Source organism: Thermodesulfovibrionia bacterium, from assembly GCA_030646035.1.
Taxonomy (GTDB): Bacteria; Nitrospirota; Thermodesulfovibrionia; order UBA6902; family UBA6902; genus JACQZG01.
The window spans coordinates 169,500-187,155 of sequence record JAUSMY010000056.1; the positions used below are offsets into that span (position 1 = coordinate 169,500).

Below are 17,656 nucleotides of genomic sequence, written 5' to 3' on the forward strand. Positions count from 1 at the left end.
TGTTATGAATAGCAGTAGCGAAGTGACTGCCCCGGCTAACTCTATAACGACAGAGCAGGACTTCACTAATATCCCTCTACCCGATGATGCAGCACTGTTGAACGAAATGCCTGATCCAACAAAAGACGTATCAAGTCAGGACAATATGACTGAAAAAACTCCAGATACAAAGCTGGCTCAAACAACCACGTCTACAGATGAACAATCAACAGTTGACGGATCTTTAATTCAGGATTTCTCTTCCTCATCCATGGCATCTTCTGTCTCAAGTGAATCGTCAAATATGCTCACGTCATCAACCGGAGGGTCTTTTTCATCGGTAAAAATGATTCCTCAGGTGAATTCAGGAACTGCAACAACAAGCATCCCCATTGAAGTCCCTCCCGGGAGAAATGATATTGCCCCGAAGCTTGCCCTTAATTATAACTCTGATAAGTCAAACGGCTGGCTGGGTGTCGGCTGGATGCTTGATGTAGGCGCGATTCAGAGAGAGACCAAATGGGGGTTGGATTATACAACTAATGATTTTGTGTTTACTGTTAATGGTTCTTCAACAAAACTTGTGCGCAGGGATGACTTGTATCATGGAGGCGGCAGTTATGACTACGAAGCAGAGACTGAAGGTGATTTCTTGAGGTATTATTATAGCCTTCAAACTAATTCATGGGTTGTAACAGCAAAAGACGGTACTAAATATTATTTTGGTACATCATTGGCTTCCAGACAAAATGACCCTAATAACTCACAGCGTATCTTTAAGTGGTGTCTTGACAAGGTAGTAGATGCAAATGGAAATTACATGGAATTTCACTATGCAAAGAATCAAGGGGAGATATATCTTGATGAGATTAAATATACAGGCAATGCCGGATTGCTCCCTTCCAATTCAGTAAAATTTTATACGGAATCCAGGACAGATTCATATGAGGTTTACACAACTCATTTCTCTGTTAAGACCGCAAAACGATTAAAAACAATTGAAGTCTATGGCAATGGCCAATTAGCCAGAAAATATGAGATCAATTACAGCTACAGCCCAAGCACATATCGTACGCTGCTTGATTCTGTAACCTTATATGGAACTCAGGGGGGCGTACTGCCTTCTGTTTCCTTTACTTATTCAGAAATGGTTCCAGGTTTTAACAATGAAATTGAATGGTACTTGCCTGACTCAGAACTTAATAACGGGTATAATTATTTTGGGATAGCATATCTCTCTGGTACTCGTCTGGGGAGTATATTTAATCCTGCTAATATCGCCGACCTAAATGGAGACGCTTTACCGGAGAGAATATCGAATGGGTTTTATGGCGAGGACAGAATTTCAACTGATAAGATTTCATATGATATGAATGGAGATGGCATGCCTGACATGATTTATAGTCCTTCGCCATCTTCAAATTATCTGACTGTTAGTATGAAGACTGGCAACGGTTATCTTTCCTCAATACATTGGAATGCTCCTAACAGCGATATTACTGATTTCTTTGATATGGATGGAGATGGCCTGCCTGACAAGGTTACTACCGGTGGAGCAGATTATCTTAATGTTTATTTGAATACGAGCAGCGGCTTCAGTGATAATGCGATCCAGTGGCACACTCCTATTACAAATCCTGTCTGGGGCCAGCCTGTCAATGATGACATGAAAAGAACTATCATCGATATGAATGGAGACGGCCTGCCGGATAGAGTGACTAGCAATTCGTCCATGAGTGGTGATTATTTAATGGTATATCTAAATATCGGCAGCGGTTTCAGTTATAATGCGATCCAGTGGCACACCCCTATTGTTAATTCCACCTGGAACCAGGATGTTCGTTCAGGAGCAGGAGGCTCTTATCAAAACATCCTTGACATGAATGGAGACGGCCTGCCTGACAGGGTAACAACTAATGCAAATAAAGATGGTGATTACCTTATGGTATTTCTAAATACCGGCAGCGGCTTCAGTGATAATGCGATCCAGTGGCATACCCCCAATATTTCTCCAGAAATGAATATACGGACTACACAATCTACTTACAATATAATATCTCAGGATATTAGAGACATGAATGGAGACGGCCTGCCTGACAGAGTGAATAATATTGTTGCTCCTGAGGCTGAGGATCATCTAAATGTATATACATCTGATGGGCCTTTTCCTGATCTTCTTAAAACCATTAATAACGGCCTCGGTGGAACTACAGAAATTCAATATACTCCGTCCACTCAGTATGACAACACATACCTGCCATTTGTAAAACAGGTGGTCTCTACAGTTATCGTAAGTGACGGAAAAGGGAACTCTTCAACCACAACATTTGATTATGCAAACGGACTCTATGATTCTGAAGATAAAGAGTTCAGAGGCTTTGGATATGTCAAATCAACAGACCCTATCGGCACTACCACTGAGACATGGTTTAAACAGGATGATATCTATAGAGGCCTTATGGAGAAGCAGACTATCAAGGATTCTTCAGGTAATAAGTATTCAGAGGTAATAAATACACATAACTCAGTATCCCCATATACAGGAGTTGATTTCCCTTATCTTCAACAGGAAGACAACTATGAATATGACGGCACACCTGACGCAAGACATTCTCAAACCAGTTTTGAATATGACGAGTATGGGAATATGACAAGAAAATATTCTCACGGTGATGTAACAATAGCAGAAGATGACAAGGATGAAAACATAACTTACTATTATGATATCCCGAACTGGATCGTCTCACTTTCTGAACATAATTCCATAAAAAACTATCAGGGAACGCTCACCGCCCAGACATGGTATACATATTATCAAAACGGGACAGGAAACCTTTGGACAAAAACAGAGTGGAATAATTTAGATCCTACAAATAATCCTGTCACAGTTTATGCGCAATACGATTCTTACGGCAATGTTACAGAGATTACAGATCCCAGAGGCTTTTCAACTTTCATCACTTATGATACAGAGACTCACACATATCCGGTAACAGTTCAAAACACCCTGGGGCATACTATCCATAAGACCTATGATTACAGGTTCGGAAAAGTTATTACAGTGACAGACCCAAATGGAAATACAACAAGTTATGGTTATGATGAGTTCGGAAGATTAAAGACAGTCACTTCACCTTCTCCATATGGCAGAGTTGAGTATCTGTACCAAAACTACGGAGATCCATATACCCAGAATGTCAGAGAAGAGGCGCGGGATGAACTGGGCGCGCTCATACAATGGAAAGAGAGGTATTTTGACGGGCTTGGAAGAACAACCAAGGGAAAGAGCGGAGGCCCAGGAGCGGTTAATATTGTTGTGGATACAACATATAACAGCAAAGGACTTGAATTTACAACGTCAAATCCATATTTTCAAAGCGACACAGTTTACAACACCACCTACCACTACGATCCTGTTGACAGATTAACACAAACCTTAAACCCTGACGGCACATCCTCATCAATCAGCTATGACAAAGGCAGGGTCACATATGTCGATGCAAACGGGCACAAGAAGGTTGCTGAAAAGGATGTGTTTGACAGGATAGTTAAGATAGAAGAATATTACGGTGTTAATCCGTCATATGCGCTTTACGCTACCACTCGTTATGAATATGACGTGCTGAATAATCTAACAAAGGTTATTGACGCCCACAATAACATGACAACAATGGTATATGACTCTCTCTCAAGAAAGAGGGAGATGATTGATCCTGACATGGGGCATTGGTATTACAACTATGACAAAAACGGCAATCTTGTATATCAGAAAGACGCAAAGCTTCAGGAGATAATCTTTGAGTATGATGAAATTAACAGGCTTTCAAGGAAGATTTATCCTGACTATACATTTATCGAATATACATATGATGAACCGTTCTCTACAAACCCCATCGGCAGGCTTACAACAGTAACAGAGGCAGACGGTATTGACAGCACAAAGTTTTACTACGATGTCGCAGGGCAGATAAGCAGAACCGAAAAGGTCATCAATAACTCAACGCCATATATTACAGAGACGCAATATGATGCTTTGGGAAGGCTTGCGAAGATTATCTATCCTGATACAACAGAGGTTGATTATACCTATAACGGCAACGGAAACATCCATGAGATCATATCAGGGATGCAAGCTTATGTTACCTACGACAGCTACAACGCCATCGGTAATCCGCTCTCAATAACCTTTGGCAATGGAGTAAGCACGGTATATCAATATTATCCACAGAACAACCGTTTATTCTCCATCACCACAAACAGCGGCTCTACAGGACTGATGAATCTTGCGTATTATTATGACAGCGTGGGGAATATAACAAGCATAACAGACATCTTGAATCCTCAGAAAACAAGAACTTACAAATACGATGACCTTGACAGGCTGATAGAGGCGGACAGCCCTTCATATTCAGGCAAACTGTTATACCAGTATGACAAGATAGGAAACATGACGTATAATTGCAAATACGGTTACTATCAATACGATGACCCGGATCATGTCCATGCTGTCACAAGCATATTAAAAAACGGTATGCCTGCTGAAATATACGTATATGACGATAACGGGAATATGACAGAAGGCGGCGGAAGGACACTGACATATGATTACAACAACATGCCGGTGAGTATTGTTAACAATGACAAAGCCACAGTCTCCAAATACGATGCCTTCGGCAACAGGGTGTTAAAGATGATACCATCAGAATATCAAAATATCACTCGTTACATAGGCGAGATATATGACTGCAAGGATGGCGACACCTGCAATAAATACCTCTTCTCCGGCACACAGAGGATGGTGAATATCAAAGGGACAGAGACCAACTACTACCATACAGACCATCTGCAAAGCAGCAACATCATCACAGATGCTTCAGGAGCTAATGTCGAAGAAGTCTTCTATTATCCATATGGAGAGATACAGTCACAGACAGGTTCAGTAAATCTGAAGCACAAATACACCGGCAAGGAGTATGACGCAGAGACAGGGTTATATTACTACGGGGCAAGGTATTATGATCCGAAACTGGCAAGGTTTATTTCAGCGGATACGATAGTGCCGGAACCGTATAATCCGCAGAGTCTGAACAGATATTCTTATGCCATTAACAATCCAATTGTGTTAAGGGATTTGGATGGGCATTGTTTCTGGTCTTCTGTAGGTTCAGCAGTCCGAAGTTTCTTCTCAGGTGTGGCAAGGGCTGTGGTAAGTGTCGCAAGGGCGGTAGTAGGAGCAATTGCAAGTGGAACTCGTGCAGCAGTAGGCGCTACAGGCAGAGCGCTGGCAGCAGGAGCAAGAGCATTAGCCAGTGGTGCAGCTAAAGTAGCAACCGTAGTAGGTGGAGCGATAGCAAGTGCTTTTGGTGGCGGTGGTTCAAATAAAGATTTATCGTCTATTTCAAAAAATGATGCATCACAATTGACTGGTAAAGATTGTGATACATATCGAGAATTGTATACTGAGAAAGAATTAGGGATTGAACAATGGCAAAAAGATGGCCCTAAACAAAAAGATTATCCAACAGATAATAAGATTGATCCTCAAACATTAGAAAGAATAAATAATCTCTGTAAAAGTAATAATCAATTTGAAGGACTTAGGCAGTCTTGGGATTCAGATAAAACAGCAAATCTCACATATAGATGGGGGACATTACATATTAGAGTATATGGTGAAACAACAATGTTTCATTATGATCATTTTAATATTACGATTAATCCGGTGCTACACGGAATCGTTGATTTGGGAGGATACCATCTCAAAAAATTATTAGGTGTAAATTGATAAAAGAGAGGCATAGTTAGAATGAAACTTAAAATCCTGATAGGGGCTATAGTTTTATTTATTCTTTTCATTAGCATATCCATTGCTAATGAAAAGAATGTAAAACTCAAACTACGTAGTTGTCTTCACGATTTAATATTTGTGCCACATTCATCCCTATTAGCAGGTAGTTGCAACACAGAACCAGAAGGAAGTATTAAATTCTGGTCAGTAGAAAATGGAGAGTTGATTGATAGAATAATAATTGACAAATTTAACACGGACAAATATGAATATGCTAACCGAATAGCACTGAGTCATGATGGAAAATTTATTGCGGTTGCTTTTTTGGGGAAAGCTATAGGAGTTTATGCTTTGGAAGATAAAAAATGGAGATGGAGAGTCGCTTGGTTGGAAGAAGAGCCTTATGGGGCGCAGGCGATTACATATACAAACGAAGATGATAGAGTTATTGCTGTAGGTGCACAAAACACTGTTATATATAATGCAATTTCAGGCGAGATTATTGAAAGGCAAAAAAAACCTCTCAGTGACTATCCATTTTGGTGGGGTGCTCCAAGAGGGAATGTCCTAAGTATAAATGGACGTTATCTTATGGTATGGCAAGAATTATCCAGATGGGAAGAGCATAGATACTGGTGGCAAAAACTTCTTATCAATAAATGGGTAACGGTTTGGGACATAAAGGAAAAAAAAGAGATTGCCAAATGGGAAAAACCGGAGAATGAATTATGTAGTACATCATTTTCTTCTGATGAAAAAAATATATATATCGGTTTTGCAAATGGATATGTAAGTAAGTGGTCAATATCAGAGCAAAAGAAGGTTAAAGAATGGAATGCACATGGGGGAACAGAAGATTTGGATTCTAATCATTATTGGCCTGACGATTTAAAAGCATCTCCTGATGGACAAATGCTTGCAACCTCAGGCAGTTACACAGTAAAAGTATGGGATTTATCCAAAGCAGAACTGATTCACGAATTTAGCAATGTAAGTGGAGCCACCTCAGTATGCGGAATCTATCCAATGGCATTTAGCTCCGACAGTAAATATTTCGCACTTGAGAAAAACGGGTATCTTTGTCTATACGAAACAGAAACATGGCAAGAAAAATGGTGTGTCCGTTCATGGCCTGAGGATAAATGGAAACAACCAAACCTTAATTAGTTTCTTGTTATTGACAGATTAACGCAGACCTTATAGAACAGAACGGGGTCAGACTTGACTATTGACATTTGAGGCACATTTTGATATTCTGACCGCATGGCACGCAGACCGAGAATAGAGTTTAACGGCGCATTTTATCACATAATAATCCGCGGCAATCAGAAGCAGAAGATATTCAAGGGCAAGAATGACTTCCTTAAATATCTTGAGATCCTTACCGGCTACAAACAGCGTTACAAGTTCCTGCTTTATTCATATGTTCTGATGAGCAACCATCTTCACCTGCTGATCGAGACACAGTCATTCCCACTTTCAAAAATACTTCAGGGAATCAACCAGAGTTATACAATGTATTTCAACAAGAGATACAAGACAGTAGGACATCTCTTTCAGGGGAGGTATAAGGCGATACTCTGTGACAGGGACGGATACCTGCTTTCACTCATCAAATACATACACCTCAATCCTGTAAGAGCAGAGATGACAAAGCGGCCTGATGAATACCCCTGGAGCAGCCATCAGTGTTACGCTGGAAAGGCCGTAAGCGGTGATCCGGTTGATACCGATCAGGTTCTGAGGATGTTTTCAGAGGACAAGACAGCAGCAAGGAAGCTTTATAGAGCTTATATGGGCGACGGCATATCAGTTGATAAAGATGACATCTACAACATAGCAGACCAGAGGGTATTGGGAGATGAGAGGTTTATAGAGAAGGTGATGGATATGTGTGATGTTGAGCTTGTCCATGAGAAGAGAGAAAGAGAATACACGTTGGATGAGATAGCAAAAGTGGTGGAGAAGGTTCACGGGATCACATTAAAACAGATAAGGCAGAAGAGCAAGGCGAGGGATATATCAATAGGGAAGAAGATATTGACGATCGCGGCGAGGGAGTATAAATATAAGTGCAGCGAGATTGCGGCATTCATCAAAAAAGACCCTGCCATAGTTACGAGATATCTGAAAGAGAAGGAAGACATGAAAGAAGATGTTGATGTTTTGATAAGGATGCTGAAGAAAAATAGGGCAAATGTCAATAGTCAAGTCTGACCCCATACATCTTCCCAATTCTTTTATTTTTTCCCTCTCTCGGGTATAATTAATACTCTTTTCTGGAAAGATCAGATAAATCACATAAACAGGAGATATGACATGAAAGTTATTTTAAGAGAAGATGTTGAGAATCTTGGCACGATCGGCACCGTGCTTGATGTAGCAAAAGGCTACGGCAGGAACTACCTTATACCCAAAAACCTTGCGGTAGAGGCGAATCCGAAAAACATCAAGCAGTTTGAACATGAGAAGAAGAAGATCGAGTCAAAGGCAGCAAAGGTTGTTAAGAACTGGAAGGATCTTGCTACAAAGCTGTCCTCCATATCGGTTGCTATAGAGGCACAGGCCGGTGAAGAGGACAAGCTCTTCGGCGCGGTTACAGCTGCGGATATTGCTGAAGCTGTTTTAAAGCAGGGAGTTGAAATAGACAAGAGAAAGATCGTTCTCGCTGAGCCTATCAAACGCCTTGGTTCCTATGAACTGCCTGTAAAACTTTATAAGGATGTCACCACAACCATAAAGCTGGAAGTCAAAAGAACAGAAACATAAATGTTTGAACGCGCTCAGGACGATAAGATAATAAAATTCCCTTCCGACCGTGTGCCTCCTCAGAATATCGAGGCGGAACAGTCTGTGCTCGGCGCGATAATGTTAGAGAAGGATTCAATCGGTTCAGCCTTAGAGTTCATTACGGCAGATGATTTCTACAAGGATGCTCATAAGAAGATCTACAGCGCCATGCTGGACCTCTATGAGAAAGACGAACCAATCGATTCCATAACACTTACGGAACAACTCACAAAACAGAACCAGCTCAAGGAGGTCGGCGGAGCCTCCTACATAAGCTACATTGTCAGCATAGTCCCCACCGCTGCAAATGTCAGATACCACGCAAAGATAGTCAAAGAGAAGGCTATCTTCAGAAACCTTATAAAGACCTCCACTGAGATCATATCAATGGGCTATGACGGCGATCAGGATGTCGGAGAGCTTATTGATATTGCAGAGACAAAGATGTTCGCCATCAATGAGAAGAAGACGGGGAAATCTTATGTGCATATCAAAGAGGTGCTCAAGGATACGATAGACCTTGTAGACAGGCTCTATGATAAAAAGGAACTCATAACCGGCCTGCCCACAGGATTCATGGATATTGATAAGCTTACAACCGGCTTTAACCCCGGCGATCTTATCGTTGTCGGCGCCCGTCCGGGTATGGGAAAAACCGCCTTCTGTCTTAATATCGCGACGCATGTAGGGATCGAGGAAAAGGCCCCGGTTGCCATATTCAGCCTTGAGATGACTAAAGAACAGCTTGCCTTACGAATGATATGTTCAGAAGGCGAGGTCAGCTCCAGCAGCGTCCGCTCCGGTTATCACAGCAAAGAAGATTACAGAAAGCTTGTCAATGCAGCAGGCAGGCTTGCAGAGGCTCCTATATATATTGATGATTCATTTAACTCGGTCATTGATATAAGGGCAAAGTGCAGGAGGCTGAAGAAAGAGCACGGATTAGCTCTTATAATTGTTGACTATCTGCAGCTTATGAGCGGTGTGGGCACGCATATCGCAAGGGAACAGGTCATATCAGATATCTCCCGTTCAATGAAGGCTCTTGCAAAAGACCTTTCAGTGCCTGTTATCGTCCTCAGCCAGCTCAACAGGAGCTGTGAGATGAGGGAGAACAAACGCCCTGTTATCGCAGACCTCAGAGAGTCAGGGGCGATCGAGCAGGATGCGGATATAATCATTTTTATTTACAGAGATGATTATTATAAAAAAGACTCTGATGAACATGGTGTTGCCGAGCTTGATATAGCCAAACAGAGAAACGGCCCTACAGATGTAGTAAAGCTTACATTTATTAACAAGTTCACAAAATTCAAAGACTTTAGCGGTATTGATAACCTTTAGGTAAAACTGCATAAGCTTTGCATCTAAATCATGATAAGAAAACCCGCTGTAGCAGGAAGTTTTTACTCCTCATCTCAGTCAGATCTCACAGAAGAAGTTAACGGGTATATAGTTCATGACGCAGTAAAGGTCAAAGCGATCGGCATAGTATCTCCGCATGCCGGACTCATGTATTCAGGCGCTGTTGCAGGCGCGGTTTATTCAAGGATAAAATTCCCCAAGACCTTCATTATCCTCAGCCCTAACCACACCGGCCTTGGAGCGCCGATCTCTATTATGGCTTCAGGTCAATGGCAGATGCCCACCGGCAGCCTGAAGATAGACGAGGACCTTGCAAAGAAAATTTTAAAAGCTTCCAGTCTTGTTGAAGAAGATACGCTTGCACATGCGATGGAACACTCGATAGAGGTGCAGCTTCCTTTTATCATCCATTTTTCATCAGAGGTGAATATTGTGCCGATTACGATTATGTCTGACTCGGCTGCGACATGCAGGACGTTGGGCGAGAGCCTTGCCGATGCCATACTTGAGACTGATTATCCTGTCACGATCATTGCAAGCTCAGACATGAGCCATTATGAGGAAGCCTCTGCAGCCAAGGGGAAGGACAGTATGGCGATTAAAAAAATATTAAGCCTTGATGCCGACGGCCTTTATGAGACCGTAAAAAAAGAGAATATCTCAATGTGCGGATATGCCCCTGTAACCGCCATGCTTCACGCAGCCAATAGATTAGGCGCAAAAGAGGCGCGCCTTATAAAGTACATGACCTCCGGCGATGTAAGCGGTGATTATAACAACGTTGTAGGATACGCCGGGGTTATAGTAAAATAAACTCTTCACAAAATTCCTGAATGATCCCGATACTCCGGGCTGGAGGCTTATATGTCAAAAATGGATAATGTTGTCAAAACCAAACTCTCGCTTGATTCTAAATTCAAGTTCAGATGCCATAAGGATATCAAATGTTTCACAAAGTGCTGCAGTAATGTAGAGATTCTTCTTACACCTTATGATGTCCTGAGACTGAAGAACAGGCTTGCTCTGTCTTCGGAAGAGTTTCTGGAAATGCATACGTATATGAAGATAGATGATAGTTCATCGCACCCGTACGCGATGCTTTTGATGAATGATGACAAAGAGAGAAAGTGCCCTTTTGTCACAGAGCAAGGATGCAGTGTTTATGAAGACCGGCCGGCAAACTGCCGTTATTATCCTGTAGGGCAGGGCACGCTCAAGGTTGACGGTAAGAACGGGCCTGTTGATGAAGAATTTTATTTCTTTATTAATGAGAAGCACTGCCTGGGTTTTGAAGAGGATAAAGAATGGACTATCGCTTCCTGGAGAAATGACCAGGAGGTTGATAAGTATGATGAGGTCAACAGAGAGTGGAAGTCTATCCAGATGAGAAAGAACCTTCCCAATGAATCCGGGATTGATGAGAAGAAGCAGCACCAGTTCTATATGGCGAGCTATGACCTCGACAGGTTCAGAAGATATATCTTTGAAAGCAGATTCCTTGATATCTTTGATATAGATAAAACTGTTGTTGAGGATATCAGGAATAATGATGTGGCTCTTATCAAATTCGGAGCTATGTATATTAAGTATGTGATGATGCTTGATCAGACCCTTAAGGTCAGGGACGAACATTTAAATATTAAAGATAAGAATACTTCTGACAAATAATTAAAACTTAAGGAGGATATGTTATGGATTGGGGAATGAGAAACAGACTTGCACAGATAATCAAACCTGACGGGCACTGCTTCTTTTTGCCTATAGACCACGGCTATTTTCTGGGGCCTACATCAAAACTTGAAAAACCCGGCGAGACGATAAAACCGCTTCTGCCTTATGCAGATGCGCTCTTCGTCACAAGAGGTGTATTGCGAAATGCTATTGACCCTGTTAAGACCAAGCCGATCATTCTTAGGGTTTCAGGAGGCACGAGTGTTGTCGGCGAGGACCTTGCAAATGAGGGGCTCACAACTTCCATAGAAGAGATTATCCGTTTGAACGTCTCTGCAGTCGGAATGTCAATATTTGTCGGAACTCCATACGAGAAAGAGACGCTTCTAAATCTGGCACAGCTTGTCAATGAGTGTGAAGACTTCGGCATCCCTGTTATGGCAGTTACCGCAGTCGGCAAAGAGCTTGAGAAGAGGGACGCGCGTTATCTCGGCCTCTGCTGCAGGATCGCTGCTGAGCTTGGCGCGAGAGTGGTCAAGACATACTGGTGCAAGGATTTTGACAAGGTCATTAACGGCTGCCCTGTTCCGGTAGTTATGGCAGGCGGGCCTAAATGCGAGACCGAGCTTGAGGTCATGGAGTTCGTATATGACGGACTTCAGAAGGGCGCTATAGGAATCAACCTCGGCAGAAATGTCTGGCAGCATCAATATCCTCTTGCAATGATGAAGGCGCTGCATGCTGTTGTCCACAAGAAGGCAACACCTAAAGAGGCTAATGATATCTTTAATGAGATAAAGAATAAAAAATAATATTCAGATGAAAGTAGCAGTTTATTACAACAACAAAGATGTCAGGGTGCAGGAGATACCGATCCCAAAGATTGGATGGGGTGAGATACTTGTACGGGTCGTAGCCAGCGGTATCTGCGGAAGCGATGTTATGGAATGGTACCGCGTAAAGAAGACTCCGCGAGTTCTCGGCCATGAGATTACCGGTTATATCGCAGAGGTCGGCGAGGGGGTTGATGATTACAATGTCGGGCAGAGGGTCTTTGTCTCCCATCATGTCCCCTGCAATACTTGCCAGTACTGCCTCAGCGGCGCTCACACCGCGTGCGATACTCTTCACAATACCAACTATGACCCAGGAGGTTTTTCCGAGTACATCCGAATTCCAAAGATCAATGTTGAAAATGGCGTGTATGTATTGCCTGATGATATGACCTATGAGGAAGGCACCTTTATTGAACCGCTTGCATGTGTGATGCGTGGGCAGAGGCTTGCAGGCCTGAAGCCCGGCAAGAGCGTTCTGGTTATCGGAAGCGGCATATCAGGGCTGATGCATGTAAAGCTTGCCAAAGCAACCGGAGCAGGAAAAATATTCGCTACTGATATTAATGACTATCGTCTCAATGCCGCAAAGAGGTTCGGCGCTGATGCTGTCTTCAATGCCAAAGATAACATCCATGACCGCATCAAAGAGGCAAATGACGGACATCTTGCTGATCTCGTTATTGTCTGCGCAGGCGCTCTTCAGGCATCGCTTGACGGCATCAAATGTGTAGAGAGGGGAGGGACGGTCCTCTTCTTTGCCGTGCCTGAGCCTGAGGTGATGGTGCCTGTTCCTATGAACGATCTCTGGAGAAATGAGATAACGCTCATGACATCTTACGGCGCAGGGCCTGATGACCTTGAGGCGGCGATAGATATCATGCGCAGCAAGAGGATCTCTTTCAGCGACATGATCACTCACAGGCTGCCGCTTGAAAAAGCGCAGGAAGGCTTCAGTCTTGTTGCAGATGCAAAAGAGTCTATAAAGGTCATTCTTGAGCCGGACATTAATTGCGCTAAATAAAATTCGGAGGATAATAATATGTCATTACTCGTTGTAGGTTCTGTCGCATTTGATGCTGTTAAAACACCATTCGGCGAAGTTGATGAGGCGCTCGGCGGCTCAGCCACATACTTCTCAACCGCCTCAAGCTATTTTACCGATGTCGCAGTCGTTGCTGTTGTAGGCACTGACTTTCCTGAAAAGCACCTTACATCATTAAAGAGCCATGGCATAGATATTGAAGGCATCGAGCGGAAAGAGGGCAAGACATTCAGGTGGAAGGGCGAATACGGTTATGAATTAAATGAGGCAAAGACGCTTGATACACAGCTTAATGTCTTTGAATCCTTCAAGCCGAACCTTCCTGAAAGCTATAGGAACCGCAAGGTCGTCTTTCTTGCGAACATAGACCCTGACCTTCAGAGAGATGTTCTTAGCCAGGTCAAAGAACCCGCGCTCGTTGCCTGCGACACAATGAACTTCTGGATCAGCGGAAAGAAAGACTCGCTCATTAAAACGCTTAAGAGCGTAAACATCCTTCTCATCAATGACGGCGAGGCGAGGCAGCTTGCGAATGAGCCGAACCTTGTTAAAGCCGCACGCATAATTATGAAGATGGGGCCGACAACGCTTGTAATAAAACGCGGTGAACACGGCGCATTGATGTTCACGGGCAAGGAGATATTCGCAGCTCCTGCTTATCCGCTTGAGGCGGTCTTTGATCCCACAGGCGCAGGCGATAGCTTCGCAGGCGGCTTCATGGGCTACCTCACCAACACGATGAACTTTGAACCTGCAAACATCCGCAAAGCGATAATCTTCGGCAGCGTCATGGCATCGTTCAATGTCGAATCATTCAGTCTTGACAGGCTCAAGACGCTTGATTACCTGGAGATAGAAGCGCGGTACAGAGAGTTTAAGAGGCTGACGCATTTTGAGGATTTAGGGTAGAGGGGAATCTTTCTTTATGTCCGTTTAGTTTTAGAGCGTTTGGGATGGTACGTTACGCCAGCTTCAGCTACACGCATCCCGCTCCCTTTTTTCTCCGGCTCAAATATCACGCGGACTTTGGCATGAAGGGCTTCGGCAACACGGCGCAGGGCGCTGAGTGAGTGTCCTTCATAGTTTGGTGATTCCAGTCGGCTGATCTGCTGTTGTGAGGTCTTGAGTATCTTCGCAAGGTCTTTTTGTGAAAGCCCGGCTTGCTCGCGGAGTGCTGTGATCTGCAGCGCAACATCCCAGGCCTCGCCAGCGTCTTTGAAGCGGGCGGCAAATGCGGGATCCTTCATCTGCTCTTCTATGTAACGATCAAAATTTGTTTTTTTCATCTCTCCTCTCTATTCCGCCAGTCAAGCATCCGGTCAGTAGCAGTTTTAATATCGCGGTCAGAAATAGTCCGCCCTTTGTTGCGAATACCGTGAACAGCGACAATCCGGCAATTCTTTACGAAAAACCAAAGCACGCGGGTATTGAGTTTGCCCACGTGGCGCAGTTCAAACAGCCCATCACCAAGCGCCTTGCATAATGGTTTGCGGTGATACTGCCGGTTCCGCAGTTTTGCCAGACCTGCTATCACTGATGCGAAATCGTCCGGATCAGTGGCCTTTAACTCGTCCAGGAAATCACGAACAGGACATGCTCCAGTCACTGTCTCATAAAATTCTACCGTAAAATTCATATCCATGTCAACATCAATATTGATGTATGCTCAAATCGCAACCATATGGCAGTTATATTTGCTATTTTAGAAAGCGATACCATTATATCGCACTGCATAGGCCTGTTTTCAAGGTAAGGAATTAACCAGCTTATTCAGGGGAGGGGTTAGCTATTGTTATTAATTGAGTAATCAGCCAACTTCTTTTTTCTTGAGATCGGCATCTGGGCGCGGATACGTTTGAGAATTTCTTCTCTTGAAAAGCCTTTATTCATGAGCCTGTTGATTGCAATTTCTCTATTGCAGTACACGACTACTGTCTTGTCAAAATACTTATCAAAGCCTGTCTCAAAGAGCAGAGGGACTTCAATGACGATGGTTGCTGATTTGTCTTTGCTGTAGATTGTTTTCCTGATAGCCTTGATCTCTTTCAACACTTCAGGATGAATGATATTTTCAACGGCCTTTCGTTTTTCAGGGTCTGCAAAGATGATCTTGGCAATACGGCTTTTTATCAGGATCAGTTTGCCGTTTCTTTTTTGAGTGATCTCTTTGCCGAGTATTTTAACAAGCTTATTGATGATGACCGGACGTTTGAGAATATCAGCGACAAGTTTATCGCTGTCAACGGTATGCGCGCCGAGCTTTTTGAATAGCTTCAGCACTGTTGATTTGCCTGTTCCGAAACCGCCTGTCAGTCCTATGGTAGGCATAAGTGGATTATAGCAGATTTTCTCTATATTCTTGACTTAGATATATGATGCTGATAATATATTTTGTCTGTAAAAATACTATAAATCCTGTCATTTAGTAAGTTGTTCGTGCCGGTGTTTCAAGAGATATTATCCAAGGGGGAACGATGATCGTTGCAATTGGCTGTGACCATGCCGGAGTTACATTGAAAGACGCGCTGCTGCCTGCGCTTGATAAACTTGAATTAAGCTGTGAGGATGTCGGCACAAAAGATGAAGAGTCAGTGGATTATCCTGATTTCGGAGCTAAGGCTGCTGAGATGGTCTCAAGCGGCAAGGCAGAAAGAGGGATACTTATCTGCGGGACAGGTATCGGGATGTCGATCGTGGCAAATAAATTTCCGGGCATAAGGGCTGCGCTCTGCCATGACGCTGATTCAGCAAGGATGAGCAGGCTGCATAATGATGCGAACATGCTGATACTGCCTGGAAGGTCATTGGATAATAAAACCGCATTTGAGATTGTGAGGGTCTGGTTTCAGACTGATTTCGAAGGCGGTCGTCACCAGAGGAGACTTGATAAAATAAAAGCGATAGAGGATAAAATGATATGCCGTTAAATTTGTCTGAACTGGAAAAGGCCGATTCTGAGATATACGATGCGATAGTTAATGAGATCAGGAGAGAGAAAGAACAGCTTATACTGATAGCCTCAGAGAACTATGCCAGCAGGGCGGTCATGGAGGCGCAGGGCACTGTCTTTACAAATAAATATGCAGAGGGATATCCCGGCAGGCGGTATTACGGCGGATGTGAATACGTTGATATTGCTGAAACACTTGCCATTAACAGGGCGAAGGAACTCTTTGGCGCAGAGCATGTTAATGTTCAGCCTCATTCAGGCACGCAGGCTAATATGGCTGTATACTGCGCGATGTTAAAGCCGGGAGATAAGATACTCGGCATGAGCCTCAGCCACGGCGGCCATTTGTCTCACGGCTCACATGTCAACTTCTCAGGGATAGTTTATGAAGGATCTTCTTACGGGGTCGGCAAAAAGACCGGAACCATTAACTATAATGAGGTAAGAAAGATAGCAAAGAAGGTCAAGCCGAAGATAATTGTAGCCGGCGCCAGCGCCTACTCAAGGATAATCGATTTTAAGAAGCTGTCAAAGATTGCCATAGAGTGCAATGCATATTTTATGGTTGATATAGCTCATATATCAGGGCTTGTTGCGGCAGGAGTTCATCCTTCACCTGTTCCTTATGCTGACTTTGTCACATCTACCACTCACAAAACCCTCAGAGGGCCGCGTGGCGGTATTATTATGTGCAAAGAGAAGTATGCAAAGCAGATAGACAAGATGGTATTCCCGGGCATACAGGGCGGCCCGTTAATGCATGTTATTGCTGCAAAAGCGGTCGCTTTAAAAGAGGCGTTATCTCCGGGCTTTAAGCACTATCAGATTCAGATAGTCAAGAATGCGAAAGAGTTAAGCGGAGCCCTGATCGAGAGAGGCTTTAAGATAATATCAGGCGGCACAGACACGCACCTTATGCTTATTGACCTTTCTAACAAGAAGATATCAGGCAAAGACGCAGAGACAGCGCTTGACCTTGCCGGTATCACTCTTAATAAAAATGCGATTCCTCATGACAAACTCCCGCCTGCAGTAACAAGCGGTATCAGGATCGGGACTCCTACTGTGACCACTCGCGGCATGAAAGAGCCTGAGATGATAATAATCGCGGGCCTGATAGACGCTGTGCTCCAGGCTCCTAATGACAAAGATAATATCAGGCGTGTCAGGGATAAAGTGAAGTCTCTATGCAGAAAGTTTCCTGCGTACAGCGACCTGAAAGTTTAAGCGGTTAA

General features: G+C 43.5%; 15 protein-coding genes. 12 read left to right on the forward strand and 3 right to left on the reverse strand.

Annotation, left to right across the window (positions count from 1 at the left end; genetic code table 11):
* Window positions 1-4: 4 nt before the first annotated feature.
* The 10 genes from Q7U10_09505 to Q7U10_09550 all read left to right on the forward strand — a co-directional run bounded on the left by Q7U10_09505 (window position 5) and on the right by Q7U10_09550 (window position 14,380).
* Window positions 5-5,764, forward strand: a complete 5,760-nt coding sequence (locus Q7U10_09505; GenBank protein MDO8282837.1) for a toxin TcdB middle/N-terminal domain-containing protein — start codon at window positions 5-7, stop codon at window positions 5,762-5,764.
* Between the two features lie 21 nt (window positions 5,765-5,785).
* Window positions 5,786-6,934 carry a WD40 repeat domain-containing protein gene (locus Q7U10_09510; GenBank protein MDO8282838.1) on the forward strand — a complete coding sequence of 383 codons (1,149 nt, stop codon included), beginning with the start codon at window positions 5,786-5,788 and terminating at the stop codon, window positions 6,932-6,934.
* Window positions 6,935-7,030: 96 nt separating this feature from the next.
* Complete coding sequence (locus Q7U10_09515; protein MDO8282839.1) at window positions 7,031-7,984, forward strand: transposase; 954 nt, start codon at window positions 7,031-7,033, stop codon at window positions 7,982-7,984.
* Between the two features lie 102 nt (window positions 7,985-8,086).
* On the forward strand, window positions 8,087-8,536 hold the full coding sequence (gene rplI, locus Q7U10_09520) for a 50S ribosomal protein L9 (GenBank protein MDO8282840.1): 450 nt from the start codon (window positions 8,087-8,089) through the stop codon (window positions 8,534-8,536).
* Entirely contained in the window at window positions 8,537-9,901 is a 1,365-nt protein-coding gene (dnaB, locus tag Q7U10_09525; protein ID MDO8282841.1) for a replicative DNA helicase, read from the forward strand.
* Between the two features lie 30 nt (window positions 9,902-9,931).
* Window positions 9,932-10,735: an AmmeMemoRadiSam system protein B gene (gene amrB / locus Q7U10_09530; protein ID MDO8282842.1), complete on the forward strand. Its 804-nt coding sequence runs from the start codon at window positions 9,932-9,934 to the stop codon at window positions 10,733-10,735.
* Window positions 10,736-10,786: 51 nt separating this feature from the next.
* A complete protein-coding gene (locus Q7U10_09535; GenBank protein ID MDO8282843.1) occupies window positions 10,787-11,590 on the forward strand; it encodes a YkgJ family cysteine cluster protein in 804 nt (267 codons plus the stop codon).
* A gap of 23 nt (window positions 11,591-11,613) precedes the next feature.
* Window positions 11,614-12,405 carry a 3-hydroxy-5-phosphonooxypentane-2,4-dione thiolase gene (gene lsrF, locus Q7U10_09540; protein ID MDO8282844.1) on the forward strand — a complete coding sequence of 264 codons (792 nt, stop codon included), beginning with the start codon at window positions 11,614-11,616 and terminating at the stop codon, window positions 12,403-12,405.
* A gap of 7 nt (window positions 12,406-12,412) precedes the next feature.
* Window positions 12,413-13,450 (forward strand): zinc-dependent dehydrogenase, encoded by a 1,038-nt coding sequence (locus tag Q7U10_09545; protein MDO8282845.1) that lies wholly within the window; start codon window positions 12,413-12,415, stop codon window positions 13,448-13,450.
* A gap of 18 nt (window positions 13,451-13,468) precedes the next feature.
* Window positions 13,469-14,380, forward strand: coding sequence for a PfkB family carbohydrate kinase (locus Q7U10_09550; GenBank protein MDO8282846.1), 912 nt, complete (start codon window positions 13,469-13,471; stop codon window positions 14,378-14,380).
* Between the two features lie 14 nt (window positions 14,381-14,394).
* Here the strand turns inward: Q7U10_09550 and Q7U10_09555 are convergent, their stop codons facing one another.
* From Q7U10_09555 to coaE, 3 genes are all read right to left on the reverse strand, one after another.
* Window positions 14,395-14,757, reverse strand: a complete 363-nt coding sequence (locus Q7U10_09555) for a helix-turn-helix transcriptional regulator (GenBank protein ID MDO8282847.1) — start codon at window positions 14,755-14,757, stop codon at window positions 14,395-14,397.
* Complete coding sequence (locus Q7U10_09560) at window positions 14,754-15,113, reverse strand: type II toxin-antitoxin system RelE/ParE family toxin (protein MDO8282848.1); 360 nt, start codon at window positions 15,111-15,113, stop codon at window positions 14,754-14,756. Before Q7U10_09560 ends, Q7U10_09555 begins: the two co-directional genes overlap by 4 nt.
* Before the next feature lie 140 nt (window positions 15,114-15,253).
* Window positions 15,254-15,799: a dephospho-CoA kinase gene (coaE, locus tag Q7U10_09565; protein ID MDO8282849.1), complete on the reverse strand. Its 546-nt coding sequence runs from the start codon at window positions 15,797-15,799 to the stop codon at window positions 15,254-15,256.
* Between the two features lie 146 nt (window positions 15,800-15,945).
* Between coaE and rpiB the strand changes: the two genes are divergently transcribed.
* Together rpiB and glyA are read left to right on the forward strand one after the other, a co-directional pair.
* The gene (gene rpiB, locus Q7U10_09570; protein ID MDO8282850.1) at window positions 15,946-16,398 is read left to right on the forward strand and encodes a ribose 5-phosphate isomerase B; all 453 of its coding nucleotides are present in this window, start codon (window positions 15,946-15,948) and stop codon (window positions 16,396-16,398) included.
* Window positions 16,389-17,648: a serine hydroxymethyltransferase gene (glyA, locus tag Q7U10_09575; protein ID MDO8282851.1), complete on the forward strand. Its 1,260-nt coding sequence runs from the start codon at window positions 16,389-16,391 to the stop codon at window positions 17,646-17,648. Before rpiB ends, glyA begins: the two co-directional genes overlap by 10 nt.
* Window positions 17,649-17,656 lie beyond the last annotated feature (8 nt).